The following is a 15,737-nucleotide window of genomic DNA, read 5'->3' as shown; positions in this document are numbered from 1 at the left end:
CCGGCCCGCCTCCGCGAGGCGTGGCGCGGGGCGCGCGGCGCGCACGTAGAGTGAGGAAGGACTCACGTAAGGAGGGCCGGTCCTGTGGACGTGTTGGCGACTGGGGTGCAGCGCGACGAGCGCCCTCTGCTGGAGGCGGCCTTCGGGGCGCGCCATCAGGTGCGGTGTCTTGAGACGTTCCTCACCAAGGACACCCTGCCGCTGGCGGCGGGGTACGAGGCCGTGTCGACGAGTGTGAACGCGGTGCTGGACGCGCCGGTGCTCGAAGCCCTGGTGCGCGGCGGCACGAAGCTGATCGCGCAGCGCTCGACGGGCTACAACAACATCGACCTGGACCACGCGGAGCGGCTTGGGATGACGGTGGCGCGCGTGGCCCGCTACTCCCCGTATTCGGTGGCGGAGTTCGCCTGGACGCTGGCCTCGGCGCTGAACCGGCGGATCGTCCGGGCCGCGAGCCGCACGCGCGACTTCGACTTCCGGCTCGACGGCCTGCTCGGCCGGGACTTCCACGGCCGTACGGTCGGCGTGGTCGGCACCGGCAAGATCGGCACCGCCTTCACCGCCATCGCCCGCGGCTACGGCATGCGGATTCTCGGCTGGGACATCGCGGTCAACCCCGCCTGCACCGAACTGGGGATGGAGTACGTCGAACTGGACCGGCTCTTCCGGGAGTCGGACCTGATCAGCCTCCATGTGCCGCTGATGCCCTCCACCCACCACCTGGTCGGCGAGCGGCGGCTGGCGCTGATGAAGGACGACGCGATCCTGATCAACTCCAGCCGCGGCGGCCTGATCGACTCCGCCGCGCTGGTCGAGACGCTGCGCGAGGGCAGGCTCGGCGGCGTCGGGCTCGACGTGTACGAGGAGGAGGCCGGGGTCTTCTTCTACGACAAGTCGCTGGAGGTGATGACGGACGACACCCTGGCCCGGCTGCTGACCTTCACGCATGTGCTGATCACCTCGCACCAGGCGTACTTCACGGTGGACGCGATCGACGAGATCGTCGCCGCCACCGTCCGCAATGTGGACGACTATGTGGCGGGCCGGATCACCGAGTGCACGCTGGTCCCGAAGTCCCCGTGACCTGGAGCCCCGCTCCGGGGTGACCAGGCGCTGTGATCCACTGGATACCGACAGCGCGTGACAGCACGCGCCACAGCAGCAGCCGACGACCGTCTGGAGAGACAGGCCCATGCGTATCGGAGTCCTCACCGCCGGCGGCGACTGCCCCGGCCTCAACGCCGTCATCCGGTCGGTCGTGCACCGCGCGCTGACCGGGTACGACGACGAGGTCATCGGCTTCGAGGACGGCTTCGTCGGCCTGCTGGAGGGCCGCTTCCGGCCGCTCGACCTCAACTCGGTGAGCGGCATCCTCGCCCGCGGCGGCACCATCCTCGGCTCGGCCCGGCTGGAGCGCGCCCGGCTGCGCGAGGCGGCGGACAACGCGGACGAGATGTGCGCCGAGTACGGCATCGACGTGCTGATCCCGATCGGCGGCGAGGGCACGCTGACCGCCGCCCGGATGCTCTCCGACGCCGGGATGCCGGTGGTGGGAGTGCCCAAGACCATCGACAACGACATCAACGGCACCGACCGCACCTTCGGCTTCGACACCGCCGTGACCGTCGCCACCGAGGCCATAGACCGGCTGAAGACCACCGCGGAGTCCCACCAGCGCGTGATGGTGGTCGAGGTGATGGGCCGGCACGCCGGGTGGATCGCCCTGGAGGCGGGCATGGCGGGCGGCGCGCACGGCATCTGCATCCCCGAACGCCCCTTCGAGCCGTCCCAGTTGGTGGCGATGGTCGAGGAACGCTTCGCGCGCGGCAAGAAATTCGCCGTCATCTGCGTCGCCGAGGGCGCCCACCCGGCCAAGGGCAGCATGGACTACGGCGTCGGCGAGATCGACAAGTACGGGCACGAGCGCTTCGCGGGCATCGGCGCCACGCTGGCCATGGAGCTGGAGGAGCGGCTGGGCAAGGAGGCCCGCCCGGTCATCCTCGGCCACGTCCAGCGCGGCGGCGTGCCGACCGCGTACGACCGGGTGCTGGCCAACCGCTTCGGCTGGCACGCGGTGGAGGCCGCCCACAAGGGCGCCTTCGGTCACATGACCTCGCTCCAGGGCACGACGATCGGCCTGGTCCCGCTGGCCGACGCCGTCACCCAGCTCAAGACCGTCCCCGAGGAGCGCATGGAAGAGGCGGAGTCGGTCTTCTGACCCCGCCCCTTCCTCCGCTGCCCTCGCCCGAGGCCGGCTGAGGCCGTCTGACGCGGCCTCAGCCGGTGTACGCGGCCAGGGCCTTGGTGAAGTCGTACGTGTTCTGCGTGATGCCGCTGCACGAGTCGCCCGCGGACTCGCCGGAGCCGCACTTGCGGTCCCGGTTGAGGGCCCAGAAGCTGACGCGGGCCAGGTGGTGGCCGGTCGCGTAGGACACGATCGACTTGAAGTCCGCGAGCGAGACGGTCTCGCCCGCGCTGTCGGTCTTGCCGTTCATCGAGGACAGGCCGACCTTGCGGTAGGCGGCGTCGGAGGACAGCCCGTACGCGCTGGCGACGGCGTTCTTCAGGCCGTCCACCGCGGACTTGGTGGTGGCCAGCATGTCGGTGGTGCCGCCCTGGTCGTAGTCGAAGGGCATGACGGCCCAGGCGTCGATGTTCAGCCCGGCGGCGGCGCCCTTCTTGATCAGGTCCTTGCCCGCGGAGTCGGGCCCGGTCGGCGTGGTGCCGAAGGTGACGTAGATCTTCAGGGCGCTGTTGTTCGCGCGGACCGTCTTGAGCGCGTCGACCACCCGCTGCCGCACGGTCGCGTTGCTGAACTCGCCCGCCTCGATGTCGATGTCGATCGACTTCAGGGAGTAGGCGTCGATCACCTTCTGGTACGCCCCGGCGAGCGCGGACGCCGATGTGCACTTCTGGCCCAGCTTGTTGCCGCTGTAGCCGCCGAAGGAGACGGTGACGTCACCGCCCGCGTTCCTGATCGCGTTGATCGTGGACTGGTCGGTGCCGCCGGTCAGCGCGCGGCTGCCGTCCCACTTCGGGTTGCAGCCGCCGTCGGAGAGCATGAAGGCCATCGTGAACTGCTTGATGCCGGTCGCCGACATCACCGACGTGGCCGAGGGCGGGTTGCCCCAGCCCAGGTAGAGATAGGGCGCCGAGATGCCGCTGGGCAGCGCGGTCGCCGCCGCGTGGGCGGAACCGGCCGCCGTGCCGAGGCCGAGCGCGAGGGCGGCGGTCAGCCCGGTGGCGGCGGCGAGGGCAGTCCTGCGGAGGCGGGGGGTTGCGGAGGACGACATGGGGGGACACTCCTTGCCTGAGCGGGGAGTCGAGCTTCCGGAAGGGCCCGGAAAGGCGTTGCCGGAACGGTAGTAGCGCTGGCGTGTCCGCAACAAGGGTTTTGGTTAGGAAACTTTCCTGTCTTGCTGGTGGGGCGCAAACGGCCCCCGCGGGCCGGGCCGTCGCCCGGCCCGCGGGGGCCGTGTCGGTCACGCGAGGGCTACGCCGGGCGCAGCCAGAGGGTCGCCAGCGGGGGAAGGGTCAGCGAGATGCTGTGGGGCTGGCCGTTCCAGGGCGTCGGCTCGCTCTTGACGGGCTCGGCGACCACGACGCCGCTGCCGCCGTAACGGGCCTCGTCGGTGTTCAGCACCTGCTTCCAGACGACGTCGGGGGAGCCGAGGCGGTAGTTCTCGCGGACGACGGGGGAGAAGTTGCTGACGCACAGCAGCGGGTCACCCGCCTCGTCGTAGCGGAGGAAGGAGAAGGTGTTGTCCTCCACCGCGCCGCCGTCGATCCAGGTGAAACCGCTGGGGTCGGTGTCGAGCTGCCACAGCGCGGGCGCGGCCGTGTACGCCGCGTTCAGGTCGCGGACCAGGTCGCGTACGCCCTTGTGGTCGGCCGCGGCCGGGTAACTCTCGTCCAGCAGCCACCAGTCGGGGCCGTTCTCGTGCGACCACTCGGCGCCCTGCGCGAACTCCTGCCCCATGAAGAGCAGTTGCTTGCCGGGGTGCGCCCACATGAAGCCCAGGTACGCCCGTACGGTGGCCCGCTGCTGCCACCAGTCGCCGGGCATCTTCGCCACCAACGAGCCCTTGCCGTGCACCACTTCGTCGTGCGAGATGGGCAGCACGTAGTTCTCCGAGTACGCGTACACCATGGAGAACGTCATCTCGTTGTGGTGGTACTTGCGGTGCACCGGCTCGTGCGAGACGTAGTCCAGCGAGTCGTGCATCCAGCCCATGTTCCACTTCAGGCCGAAGCCGAGGCCGCCGAAGCCGGCCGGGCCGACCAGGTGGGTGGGCCGGGTGACTCCGTCCCAGGCCGTCGACTCCTCGGCGATGGTGACGGTGCCGGGACAGCGCCGGTAGACGGTCGCGTTCATCTCCTGGAGGAACGCCACCGCGTCCAGATTCTCCCGGCCGCCGTACGCGTTGGGCAGCCAGTCGCCGCCCTCGCGGGAGTAGTCGAGGTAGAGCATCGAGGCCACCGCGTCCACCCGCAGCCCGTCGATGTGGAACTCCTCGCACCAGTACACGGCGTTCGCCACCAGGAAGTTGCGCACCTCGGTACGGCCGAAGTCGAACTCCAGGGTGCCCCAGTCCGGGTGTTCCGCCCGGCGCGGGTCGGCGGGCTCGTACAGCGGCGCGCCGTCGAACCGGGCCAGCGCCCAGTCGTCCTTGGGGAAGTGCGCGGGCACCCAGTCCATGATCACGCCGATCCCGGCCGCGTGCAGGGCGTCCACCAGGTACCGGAAGTCGTCGGGCGAGCCGAGCCGCGAGGTCGGCGCGTAGTACGACGTCACCTGGTAGCCCCAGGAGCCGCCGAAGGGGTGCTCGGCGACCGGCATCAACTCCACGTGCGTGAAGCCGAGTTCCTTCACGTACGCGGGCAACTGCTCGGCCAGCTCACGGTAGGTCAGCCCCGGCCGCCACGAGGCCAGGTGCAGTTCGTAGACGGAGAACGGCGCCCGGTGCACCGGGAGTTCGCCCCTGCGGGCCATCCACTCCTGGTCGGCCCACTCGTACGCCGACTCCGTGACGACCGACGCGGTCGCGGGCGGCACCTCGGTGGCCCGCGCCATCGGGTCGGCCTTCATCCCGCGCGAGCCGTCGGGCCGGGTGATCTCGTACTTGTACGCCGTCCCGGCGCCGACGCCCGGCACGAACAGCTCCCACACCCCGGTCGCGCCCAGCGAGCGCATCGGGAAGCCGGTGCCGTCCCAGTAGTTGAACTCCCCGGCCACGCGCACCCCGCGCGCGTTCGGCGCCCACACCGCGAAGCGCGTACCGGTCACGCCGCCGTGCGTCATCGGCCGGGAGCCCAGCGCCTTCCACAGCTCCTCGTGCCGCCCCTCCCCGATCAGATGCAGGTCCAGCTCCCCGAGGGACGGCAGGAAGCGGTACGGGTCCTCCACGATGTGCTCGCCGTCGTCGTACGTGACGGCCAGCCGGTACTCCGGCACGTCGGTGCGGGGCAGCACCGCGGAGAAGAGGCCGTCGGCCTCGTCGGTGAGGTCGAACCGCTCGCCGTCCACGACGGCCGCCACCGCCCGTGCGAACGGCCGCAGCGCCCTGATCCGGACGCCGCCGTCCACCGGGTGCGCACCCAGCACTCCGTGCGGGTCGTGGTGCGCGCCGTCCAGCAGCCGCCGTCGGTCGTCGCCGACCAGGCTTCCGGGTTCCGGCCCGAAGGAGGGCTCGGGGTCGGCCCCGGACCTCCCGCCGGTGGTGGGCTGCTCGCGCTCACGCGGCGGCAGCCGCACGTCGGACTCGGCCCCGCGCCCCTGAGGGGCGCTCTCGGCGAGCCGGCCGGTCGCGGCCGGGCCCGCGCCGGGCACTGTGACCGCCGGGGCCACAGGGCCCGCGCCCGGCACCGGGGCGGCCGGTACCGCCGGGGCGTCGGACGGTGGGGCAGGCGGGGTCGTATCCGCGAGCGGGGCCGGTCCCGGCGCCGTGCCGGAGGCGGCCGGGTGGGGGGTGCCGCGGTCGTAGCCGCGCGCCTGGGCCTCGGGGAGGAAACGGTCGTCGGGGCGTGTCACGGGCTGGACTCCTCAGAAGGGGCGGCGTCAGAAGTGGCGGCGGCCAGGCGGGCCAGGGCGGAGAGCGGGATGGGGAGCCAGGCGGGGCGGTGCCGCGCCTCGTACCGGGCCTCGTAGACCGCCTTGTCGGTCTCGAAGGCCCGTATCAGCACGGGCTGTTCGCGCGGGTCCACCCCGGACACGGCGGCGTACCCGGCGCAGAAGGCGTCCCGGTGGCGGGCGGCCCAGGGACCGTTGCCGCTGTGGTGGGCGGCGTAGTCGAAGGACCGCAGCATGCCCGCCACGTCCTGGACCGGCGGCGCCGCCCGGCGCCGTTCGGCCAGCGGCCGGGCAGGCTCGCCCTCGAAGTCGATCAGCACCCACTCGCCGTCCGGACCGCGCAGCGCCTGCCCCAGGTGCAGGTCGCCGTGGATCCGCTGGGCGGTCACCGCGTTGCCGGGGGCCGCGCCGAGCCGCGCGAGGTCGTCGAAGGCCGAGCGCAGCGCCGCGACGTGCGGCCGTACGGCCGGGACCTCCTTCGCGGTCTCGTCCAGCCGCCGGGTCATCGCCGAGGCGATACGTTCCAGCGCTGGGCCGTCCAGGGTACGCACCGGCAGCGCGTCGGCCAGGGCGCCGTGCACCTCGGCCGTGGCGCGGCCGAGCGCCGCCGCCTCGCCGGTGAAGTCGCCGTCCTCGGCGACCGAGGCCAGGGCCAGGGCCCAGCCGTCGGACGAGCCGGGCAGGAAGCGCTGGAGCACACCGAGCGTGGTCGGCTCCGTCGTGCCCGCCGCCGCGCCCTGCGGGCCCATGACGCCCTCCGGCGGCAGCGCCTCGAACCAGGCGACCGGCTCCGCGACCCGCCGCGAGCCCTTGTGGGCCAGCGCGAGCGACAGTTCCAGATCCGGGTTGGTGCCGGGGGAGACGCGGCGGAACAGCTTGAGGATGTAGGCGTCCCCGTACACGACCGAGGTGTTGGACTGCTCGGCGGTGGAGACGCGCGGGGTGAGCCCCGGCGGGAACTCCTCCTGCGGCTCGACGCTGAAGCGCAGCCGCCCGGTGGTGCCGGGCGCGCGGAGCCGTTCGAGCAGCAGCGCGGCCAGCCGGGGGTCGTGCGGCGCGTCGTAGAGCGTCAGGCCGTCGTACGGGCCGCCGACGGCCGGGCCGAGCGCGGCCCGTACCAGCGCCGACGGCAGCAGCGGGTGCGCGCCGAGCAGCAGTTGGTAGCAGTCGGCGGGGCGGCCGGGCTGCTCGACGTCCACCAGGACGTGCAGCAGCCCCAGCGGGCCGAGCCGGCCGCCGGGAGGCATCAGCTCGGTGGCCGCGGCCAGCCGGAAGCCGCCGATGGGCAGGCCCTTGCCGGCGAACCAGCGCTGTTTGGGCAGCCAGGAGCGCAGCAGCGGTTCGAGCGACCGCAGCAGGCCGGGCGCCAGCGGCCGCCCGGCGACGGGCGGCACACCGCTCGCGGACGGCACGTCCGGGCCGGTCGGCGAAGCGGCGGCCGAGGCCGCGGCCGAGGCGGCGGCCGGGGCGGATGAGGAAGCCGCGGCCGAGCGCGCGTCCGTCACGGGGCGTGACCCCGACACGGATGGTGAACTCGATGGTGAATTCGATACGGACGGTGAGGTGGATCCGGATGGTGAGGTGGGTACGGAAGGAGCACGGGTCCAGGAGCGGTCCGACATGACGTCCTTTCCCCGGGGAGTCGCGCACCCGGCCGCTTCGACGCGCGGCGGGGGCGCCAGCCTCCCGGATGACGGGTTCGGGCTGTCCGGCGACACGGGGAGCCTGCCCCGGGCGGGTGACAGGAAACCGCCGTACGGCCCGCCCGCGTGACGATCATGTGTCAGCGAGCCGACGTACGACGGAATGCGCCCCGCGGGTGCTGCTGGGGTACTCCGGATACTGCCAGGGGTCCGGGATGCCCGCTACTCGGAGCGGGGGCCGGCCGCGGGGGCGGTGTGCCACCCGCGTCGGCTGCGGGGGGCCGGTCGCTCCGGCCCCCCGCCGTCACACCTGCTCGCGGCGGAGCCGGAACCAGTAGAAGCCGTGGCCCGCGAGGGTGAGCAGGTACGGCAGTTGACCGATCGCGGGGAAGCGCACCCCGCCGATCAGCTCCACCGGGTGCCGCCCGGCGAAGCTCCGCAGATCCAGCTCGGTGGGCTGGGCGAACCGCGAGAAGTTGTTCACGCACAGCACGAGGTCGTCGCCGGACTCGCGCAGGAACGCCAGCACGGCCGGGTTGCTCGACGGCAGCTCGGTGTAGGAACCGAGCCCGAAGGCACGGTTCTGCTTGCGGATCTCGATCATCCGCCGCGTCCAGTGCAGCAGCGAGCTGGGTGAGCTCATCTGCGCCTCGACATTGGTGACCTGGTACCCGTAGACCGGGTCCATGATCGTGGGCAGGTAGAGCCGTCCGGGGTCGCTGGACGAGAAGCCCGCGTTGCGGTCGGGGGTCCACTGCATCGGCGTACGGACCGCGTCCCGGTCACCGAGCCAGATGTTGTCGCCCATGCCGATCTCGTCGCCGTAGTACAGGATCGGGGATCCCGGCAGGGAGAGCAGCAGCGCGGTGAACAGCTCGATCTGGTTGCGGTCGTTGTCCAGCAGCGGTGCCAGCCGCCTGCGGATGCCGATGTTGGCGCGCATCCGCGGGTCCTTGGCGTACTCCGCGTACATGTAGTCGCGTTCCTCGTCGGTCACCATTTCGAGGGTCAGCTCGTCGTGGTTCCGCAGGAAGATGCCCCACTGGCAACTCGCCGGGATGGCGGGAGTCTTCGCCAGGATTTCCGACACCGGGTAGCGCGATTCCCGCCTGACCGCCATGAAGATGCGCGGCATGACGGGGAAGTGGAACGCCATATGGCATTCGTCGCCGCCCTTGCGGAAGTCGCCGAAGTAGTCGACGACGTCCTCGGGCCACTGATTGGCCTCGGCCAGCAGCACGGTGTCGGGGTAGTGCGCGTCGATCTCGGAGCGCACCTTCTTCAGGAACTGGTGGGTACGCGGCAGGTTCTCGCAGTTGGTGCCCTCCTCCTGGAAGAGATAGGGCACCGCGTCCAGCCGGAAACCGTCGATCCCGAGGTCGAGCCAGAAGCGCAGCGCGGCCAGGATCTCCTCCTGCACCCGCGGGTTCTCGTAGTTGAGATCCGGCTGGTGGGAGAAGAACCGGTGCCAGTAGTACTGCTTGCGCACCGGGTCGAACGTCCAGTTCGAGGTCTCGGTGTCGACGAAGATGATGCGGGCGCCGTCGTACTGCTTGTCGTCGTCCGCCCAGGTGTAGAAGTCCCCGTACGGTCCCTCCGGGTCGCTGCGAGACTGCTGGAACCACTCGTGCTGGTCGCTCGTGTGGTTCATGACGAAGTCGATGATCACGCGCATGCCGCGCTGGTGCGCGGCGTCCACGAATTCCACGAAGTCCGCCAGGTCGCCGAATTCCGGCAGCACGGCCGTGTAGTCGGCCACGTCGTATCCGCCGTCCCGCAGCGGTGACGCGAAGAACGGCGGCAACCAGAGGCAGTCCACGCCGAGCCACTGGAGATAGTCCAGCTTGGCGGTGATGCCTTTCAGGTCGCCTACGCCGTCTCCGTTGCTGTCCTGGAAGGACCGGACGAGGACTTCGTAGAACACCGCCCGTTTGAACCAGTCGGGATCACGGTCCTTGGCCGGTGTGTCCTCGAAGGTGTCAGGGACGGGTTCGTTGACGATCAACTGAGTGACCCTCCGATCGAAGGAGACGGTCGCAGCGACAGGACATGCGCGGGCGCGCGGCCCGGCTCAAGGCGCACATAGTTGTCTCTGCCCCAGTGGTAGGTGTCCCCGGTGAGCTCGTCGCGCACCGGGTATGACTCGTGCCAGGAGAGCCCGAGTGCCGGCATGTTCAACGAGACGGTGGCCTCCTGGGTGTGGAACGGGTCCAGGTTGACGACCACCAGTACGACATCGTCGTCGCGGCGCTTGGAGTAGGCCAGTACCGCGCTGTTGTCCACTGGGTGAAATGTGATGTCCCGTAGCTGCTGGAGCGCCGGGTGACGGCGGCGCAGCCGGTTGAGCGTAGTGATCAGCGGGGCGAGCGAGCGGCCCTCGGCCTCGGCCGCCGCCCAGTCCCGCGGCCGGAGTTCGTACTTCTCCGAGTGCAGGTACTCCTCACTGCCGGGCTTGGCAGGGGTGCCCTCACACAGTTCGAAGCCCGCGTAGACGCCCCAGGTGGGCGAGAGCGTCGCGGCGAGCACCGCCCGCGCCTCGAAGGCCGGACGGCCGCCGTGCTGGAGGAAGGCGTGCAGGATGTCGGGGGTGTTCACGAAGAAGTTGGGCCGCATCCACGCTGCCGCCTCCCCGCTCAACTCCCGCATGTAGTCGGTCAGTTCGCTCTTGTCGTTACGCCAGGTGAAGTACGTGTACGACTGCTGGAAACCGATCTGGCCGAGGGTGGCCATCATCGCGGGACGGGTGAACGCCTCCGCCAGGAAGATCACGTCCGGGTCGGTGCGGTTGATGTCCGCGATGACCTTCTCCCAGAACACCACCGGCTTGGTGTGCGGATTGTCCACCCGGAAGATCCGCACCCCGTGCGCCATCCAGTGCCGCAGCACCCGCAGGGTCTCCCTGACGATGCCCGCGAAGTCCTCGTCGAAGGCGATCGGGTAGATGTCCTGGTACTTCTTCGGCGGATTCTCCGCGTACGCGATCGTGCCGTCCGCGCGGTGCGCGAACCACTCCGGGTGCTTGGCCACCCACGGGTGGTCGGGCGAGCACTGGAGCGCGAAGTCCAGCGCCACCTCCATCCGCAGCTCGCGGGCCCGCTCCACGAAGTGGTCGAAGTCCGCCAGGGTGCCCAGGTCCGGGTGGACGGCGTCGTGCCCGCCCTCGGGGGAGCCGATCGCCCACGGCGATCCGACGTCGTCGGGGCCGGGCGTCAGGCTGTTGTTCGGGCCCTTGCGGAAAGCTGTGCCGATCGGGTGAATGGGCGGCAGATAGACCACGTCGAAACCCATCGCGGCCACCGCGGGCAGCCGCTCGGCCGCGGTACGGAAGGTGCCCGAGCGCGGCGGGGCGCCCTCTTCGAGCACCGCCCCCTCCGAGCGGGGGAACAGCTCGTACCAGGACCCGTACAGCGCCCGCTCCCGCTCCACGTGCAGCGGCAGCGGCCGGGAGGCGCTGACCAGCTCGCGCAGCGGATACCGGTCGAGTGCGCCGACCACGTCGTCCGCCAGCGCCGCCGCGTGCCGGGCGGCGGGGGTGCGCGAGGCGTCCCGCAGCGCGTCCACCGCGGCCAGCACGCCCGCCCTGCCGTCGCTCTTGGGCACCCCGGCCGCCGCCCGCTCGTGCAGCAGCGCGCCCTCGGCCAGCACCAGTTCGGTGTCGATCCCGGCGGGGATCTTGATGCCCGCCGCGTGCCGCCAGGTCGCCACCGGGTCGGACCAGCCCTCCACGCAGTACGTCCAGCGCCCCTCGGCCGTCGGGGTGACGCGCGCGCCCCACCGGTCCGTGCCGGGCTCCAGCTCGCGCATCGGCGTCCACGGCCCCGACCTGCCGGTCGGGTCCCGCAGCACCACGTTCGCGGCCACCGCGTCGTGCCCCTCCCGGAACACGGTGGCGGTCACCTCGAAGGTCTCTCCTGCCACCGCCTTCGCCGGGCGGCGGCCACAGTCCACCAACGGACGGACATCGACGACGGGAATACGACCGATCATTGCCTCACCTGACAGCGCTGTGGATGGGACGGCGGAGATGGGGGGCGCCGGACAGCGGCCCACGGCGGCGGCGAGCAGCGTCGCGACGGGCCGCTCCCTCGCGGGCCCCCGCTCTTTTTAGCTGTTCCGGGCAGTGCGGGCTTGCCTGCATGGCCGCTCCAGTCCGCGTTCACTCGTGTGGAGGTGATAGGTGACGATCCGGGACGATTGCTGCCATGACTGTGGTGCCGTACGTGTGGTGCCGTGGGACCTGACGGTGCGTTGTGACGCTGTGTGGTGCAGTCTCGTGCTCCGCGCGAAGCCCCGCAATCGGAGCCTGCCCACGCTCCGCGAGACGAAAGCACCTCACCGAAGCGTTTCGGGAGCGCGTCACGAATGCTCAATCCGCCACCCCCGACCTGCCCCTGACGCCATTGTGGGGCCGACCACGGGCGCGCCTGACACGCGCCCCCGAGAGCGCCCCCGCGCACGCCCCCACCGTACGCGAAGCACCCGACACGCCCGCGTACGGCCGTACCCTCACGTCACCCGGAACCCCCAGGGCGACGGCGGTCACGCGCCGGGCCGGTGACCCCCGACCGGGCCCGTACGACCTGCCCCGCCCACCGGCGTGATCCGCACTGCGACCGGTCGCTTCCGTGAGCCGCCGTTCGCGCGTTTGAACCACCGGATCGTGGACACTGGCCGCAGGCCCCCCGCCATCGGGTCTACGGTCGAATACGTGAAGGCAATCCGTCGATTCACCGTGCGCACCGTCCTGCCGGAACCTCTGCGCCCGCTCGGGGAGCTGGCCCAGAACCTACGCTGGTCATGGCACCCGGAGACCCGGGAGCTGTTCCAGAGCGTCGACCCCGTGGGCTGGCGGGCCGCCCAAGGCGACCCCGTGCGGCTGCTCGGCGCCGTGTCCAAGGAACGGCTCGCCGCGCTCGCCGGGGACCGGCGCTTTCTGCGCCGCCTGGCCGCCGCGGCGGAGGAACTGGCCGACTACACCAGCAACCCCCGCTGGTATCAGGAACAGAGCGACCTGCCCGCAGCCATCGCCTACTTCTCACCCGAATTCGGCATCACCGCCGCGCTGCCGCAGTATTCCGGCGGCCTCGGCATCCTCGCCGGCGACCACCTGAAGGCCGCGAGCGACCTCGGCGCCCCGATCATCGGCGTCGGCCTGCTCTACCGGCACGGCTACTTCCGCCAGACCCTCTCCCGCGAGGGCTGGCAGCAGGAGCAGTACCCCGTCCTCGACCCCAACGAACTGCCCGTCACCCTGCTCCGCGAGACGAACGGCGCCCCCGCCGAGGTCTCCCTCGTCCTGCCCGGCGGCCGATCGCTGCGCGCCCAGATCTGGAAGGCCCAGGTCGGACGCGTCCCGCTGCTGCTCCTCGACTCCGACGTCGAGGCCAACGAACCCGCCGAGCGCGACGTCACCGACCGGCTCTACGGCGGCGGCAGCGAGCACCGGCTGCTCCAGGAGATGCTGCTGGGCATCGGCGGCGTCCGCGCCGTCCGCGCCTACTGCCGGATCACCGGCCACGCCGAACCCGAGGTGTTCCACACCAACGAGGGCCACGCCGGTTTCCTCGGCCTGGAGCGCATCCGCGAACTGGCCCTCGAAGGGCTCGACTTCGACGCGGCGCTGGAGGCCGTACGGGCCGGGACGGTGTTCACCACGCACACCCCCGTCCCCGCGGGCATCGACCGCTTCGACCGCGAACTGGTCGGCCGCCACCTCGGCGACGGCGGCGAGCTGCCCGGCGTCGACATAGGCCGCGTCCTCGAACTGGGCATGGAGACCTACCCCGGCGGCGACCCCAACCTGTTCAACATGGCGGTGATGGGCCTGCGGCTGGCCCAGCGCGCCAACGGCGTCTCCACCCTGCACGGCTCCGTCAGCCGCGAGATGTTCGCCGGGCTCTGGCCGGGCTTCGACCCGGAGGACGTGCCGATCACGTCCATCACCAACGGCGTGCACGCGCCCACCTGGGTCGCCCCCGAGGTGTTCCGGCTCGGCGCCCGGCAGATCGGCACCCAGCGCGCCGAGGACGCCCTGATGGTCGGCGGCGCCGACCGCTGGGAGGCCATCGCCGACATCCCCGACGCCGCCGTCTGGGAACTCCGCCGCGAACTGCGCGAACAGCTCGTGGAGGACGTACGGCGCCGGGTCCGCGAGTCCTGGCGGCAGCGCGGCGCGGGAGAGGCAGAACTGGGCTGGACCGACAGCGTCCTCGACCCCGACGTGCTCACCATCGGCTTCGCGCGCCGTGTCCCGTCGTACAAGCGGCTCACCCTCATGCTGCGCGACCAGGACCGGCTGATGGACCTGCTGCTGCACGCCGAGCGGCCGATCCAGATCGTGGTCGCGGGCAAGGCGCACCCGGCCGACGACAGCGGCAAGCGGCTGGTCCAGGAGCTGGTCAGGTTCACCGACGACCCCCGGGTCAGGCACCGCATCGTCTTCCTGCCGGACTACGACATGCGGATGGCGCGGCTGCTCTACCCCGGCTGCGACGTCTGGCTCAACAATCCGCTGCGCCCGCTGGAGGCCTGCGGCACCTCGGGGATGAAGGCCGCGCTCAACGGCTGCCTCAACCTGTCGGTGCTCGACGGCTGGTGGGACGAGTGGTTCGACGGCGACAACGGCTGGGCGATCCCCACCGCCGACGGCGTCGTCGACGAGGACCGCCGCGACGAGCTGGAGGCCGCCGCGCTCTACGACCTGCTGGAGAAGCAGGTCGCGCCGCGCTTCTACGACCAGGGCGCGCAGGGCCTGCCCGGCCGCTGGATCGAGATGGTCCGGCACACCCTCACCACCCTCGGCCCGAAGGTGGTGGCCGGCCGGATGGTCCAGGACTACGTCCGCACGCTGTACGCGCCCGCCGCCCGTTCGCACCGCGCCGTACACGGGGAGGAGGCCGGGGCGCTGGCCGCCTGGAAGCGGCGGGTACGGCAGCAGTGGCCGCGGGTCTCGGTCCAGCACGTGGAGACCGGCTCGGTCGGCGGCACCCCGGAGCTGGGCTCCACGCTCACCCTCCGGGTGGAGGTCGCCCTCGGCGAGCTGGACCCGACGGACGTCGATGTCCAGCTCCTGTCCGGCCGCGTCGACGCTGCCGACCGGCTCGCTGATCCCACCGTCGCCTCGCTCAAGCCCACCTCCCGCACCGACAGCGCGGGGCGCTACCACTACGAAGGGCCTCTCACCCTCGACCGCACCGGGCCCTTCGGCTACACCGTCCGCGTCCTCCCCACCCACCCCCACCTGGCCACTCCCGCCGAGCTCGGCCTGATGGCCATCCCCCCGGAAACGGAGGGCATGACCGCCGGCCTCCTCCGCTAACCGCCCTCCGACCGGGGCCCGCCTCCCCAGCGGAGTTGGCCTCCGGCCGGGGTCTGCCTCCTCAGCGGGGTGGGCCTCCGGCCGGGTGCTTGCCTCCGGCGTGGGGCTGGCCTTCCGGCCCGGGCTTCGCCTGGTGCCTCCGGCCTGCCCGGCTCGTGCGGTGCAGAGGGCCGGAGGCTTCGGGTCGCCCTGTCGGCCTGCGGCCGGGGGATCGCCTCCGGCGTGGGGCTGGCCTTCCGGCCCGGGCTTCGCCCAGCGCCTCCGGCCTGCCCGGCTCGTGCGGTGCAGGGGGCCGGTGGCCCCGATCCGCCGGTCGGCCTGCGGCCGGGGCTCGCCTTCGGCGTGGGAACCGTTGCGGCCCCGATCCGCCGGTCGGCCTGCGGCCGGGGGATCGCCTCCGGCGTGGGGTCGGCCTTCCGGCCGGGGCTTTGCCCGGTGCCTCCGGCTCGTGTGGTGCAGGGGTCGGAGGCTTCGGGTCGCCGATTCGGCCTGCGGGCGGGGGCTGTTTCGGAGCCGCTCGCCGGCCGAGGCGGTGCGGCGGAGAGGGGGAAGCGCCCCTGCCGAGGGGATCGGCGGGGGCGCTTCGGTGTGCGGGGTGGGGTCAGGCCGCGCGGCCTGAGCTGCCGGTGTCGCCGGCGCCGGGGGGGCGGGCCGATCCGGAAAAGGTGGGGGGTTGGAAAAGATTTGAGGAACAAAAGGAATTATA

At 71.8% G+C, this 15,737-nt stretch carries 8 protein-coding genes; 3 read left to right on the top strand and 5 right to left on the bottom strand.

Translation table 11 applies throughout. The features are described from left to right. The first annotated feature begins 84 nt into the window (after nucleotides 1-84). Nucleotides 85-1,083, top strand: a complete 999-nt coding sequence (locus ABZX65_RS34920) for a 2-hydroxyacid dehydrogenase (protein ID WP_355349598.1) — start codon at nucleotides 85-87, stop codon at nucleotides 1,081-1,083. 109 nt (nucleotides 1,084-1,192) lie between these two features. After that, nucleotides 1,193-2,218, top strand: a complete 1,026-nt coding sequence (locus ABZX65_RS34915) for an ATP-dependent 6-phosphofructokinase (protein ID WP_355349595.1) — start codon at nucleotides 1,193-1,195, stop codon at nucleotides 2,216-2,218. A 58-nt stretch (nucleotides 2,219-2,276) separates the two neighbouring features. On the opposite strand, the gene ABZX65_RS34910 is transcribed toward ABZX65_RS34915, so the two are convergent. The 5 genes from ABZX65_RS34910 to ABZX65_RS34890 form a co-directional block, all read right to left on the bottom strand. After that, on the bottom strand, nucleotides 2,277-3,293 hold the full coding sequence (locus ABZX65_RS34910; RefSeq protein ID WP_355349592.1) for a chitinase: 1,017 nt from the start codon (nucleotides 3,291-3,293) through the stop codon (nucleotides 2,277-2,279). A gap of 200 nt (nucleotides 3,294-3,493) precedes the next feature. Further along, nucleotides 3,494-6,031, bottom strand: coding sequence for a 1,4-alpha-glucan branching enzyme (gene glgB / locus ABZX65_RS34905; RefSeq protein WP_355349589.1), 2,538 nt, complete (start codon nucleotides 6,029-6,031; stop codon nucleotides 3,494-3,496). Beyond that, complete coding sequence (locus tag ABZX65_RS34900; protein WP_355349671.1) at nucleotides 6,028-7,464, bottom strand: maltokinase; 1,437 nt, start codon at nucleotides 7,462-7,464, stop codon at nucleotides 6,028-6,030. Before ABZX65_RS34900 ends, glgB begins: the two co-directional genes overlap by 4 nt. Before the next feature lie 553 nt (nucleotides 7,465-8,017). After that, nucleotides 8,018-9,718 (bottom strand): maltose alpha-D-glucosyltransferase, encoded by a 1,701-nt coding sequence (gene treS, locus ABZX65_RS34895; RefSeq protein ID WP_355349586.1) that lies wholly within the window; start codon nucleotides 9,716-9,718, stop codon nucleotides 8,018-8,020. Further along, entirely contained in the window at nucleotides 9,715-11,700 is a 1,986-nt protein-coding gene (locus ABZX65_RS34890; protein ID WP_355349583.1) for an alpha-1,4-glucan--maltose-1-phosphate maltosyltransferase, read from the bottom strand. Before ABZX65_RS34890 ends, treS begins: the two co-directional genes overlap by 4 nt. Nucleotides 11,701-12,421: 721 nt before the next feature. On the opposite strand from ABZX65_RS34890, the gene glgP reads away from it, so the two are divergent. Beyond that, nucleotides 12,422-15,031 carry an alpha-glucan family phosphorylase gene (glgP, locus tag ABZX65_RS34885; RefSeq protein WP_355349580.1) on the top strand — a complete coding sequence of 870 codons (2,610 nt, stop codon included), beginning with the start codon at nucleotides 12,422-12,424 and terminating at the stop codon, nucleotides 15,029-15,031. Nucleotides 15,032-15,737: the final 706 nt, after the last annotated feature.

The sequence above is a fragment of the Streptomyces sp. NPDC003300 genome (assembly GCF_040610915.1).
Taxonomy (GTDB): domain Bacteria; phylum Actinomycetota; class Actinomycetes; order Streptomycetales; family Streptomycetaceae; genus Actinacidiphila.
The sequence above is the reverse complement of the archived record's forward strand: the minus strand, read 5'-3'. Positions and strand labels throughout refer to the sequence as shown.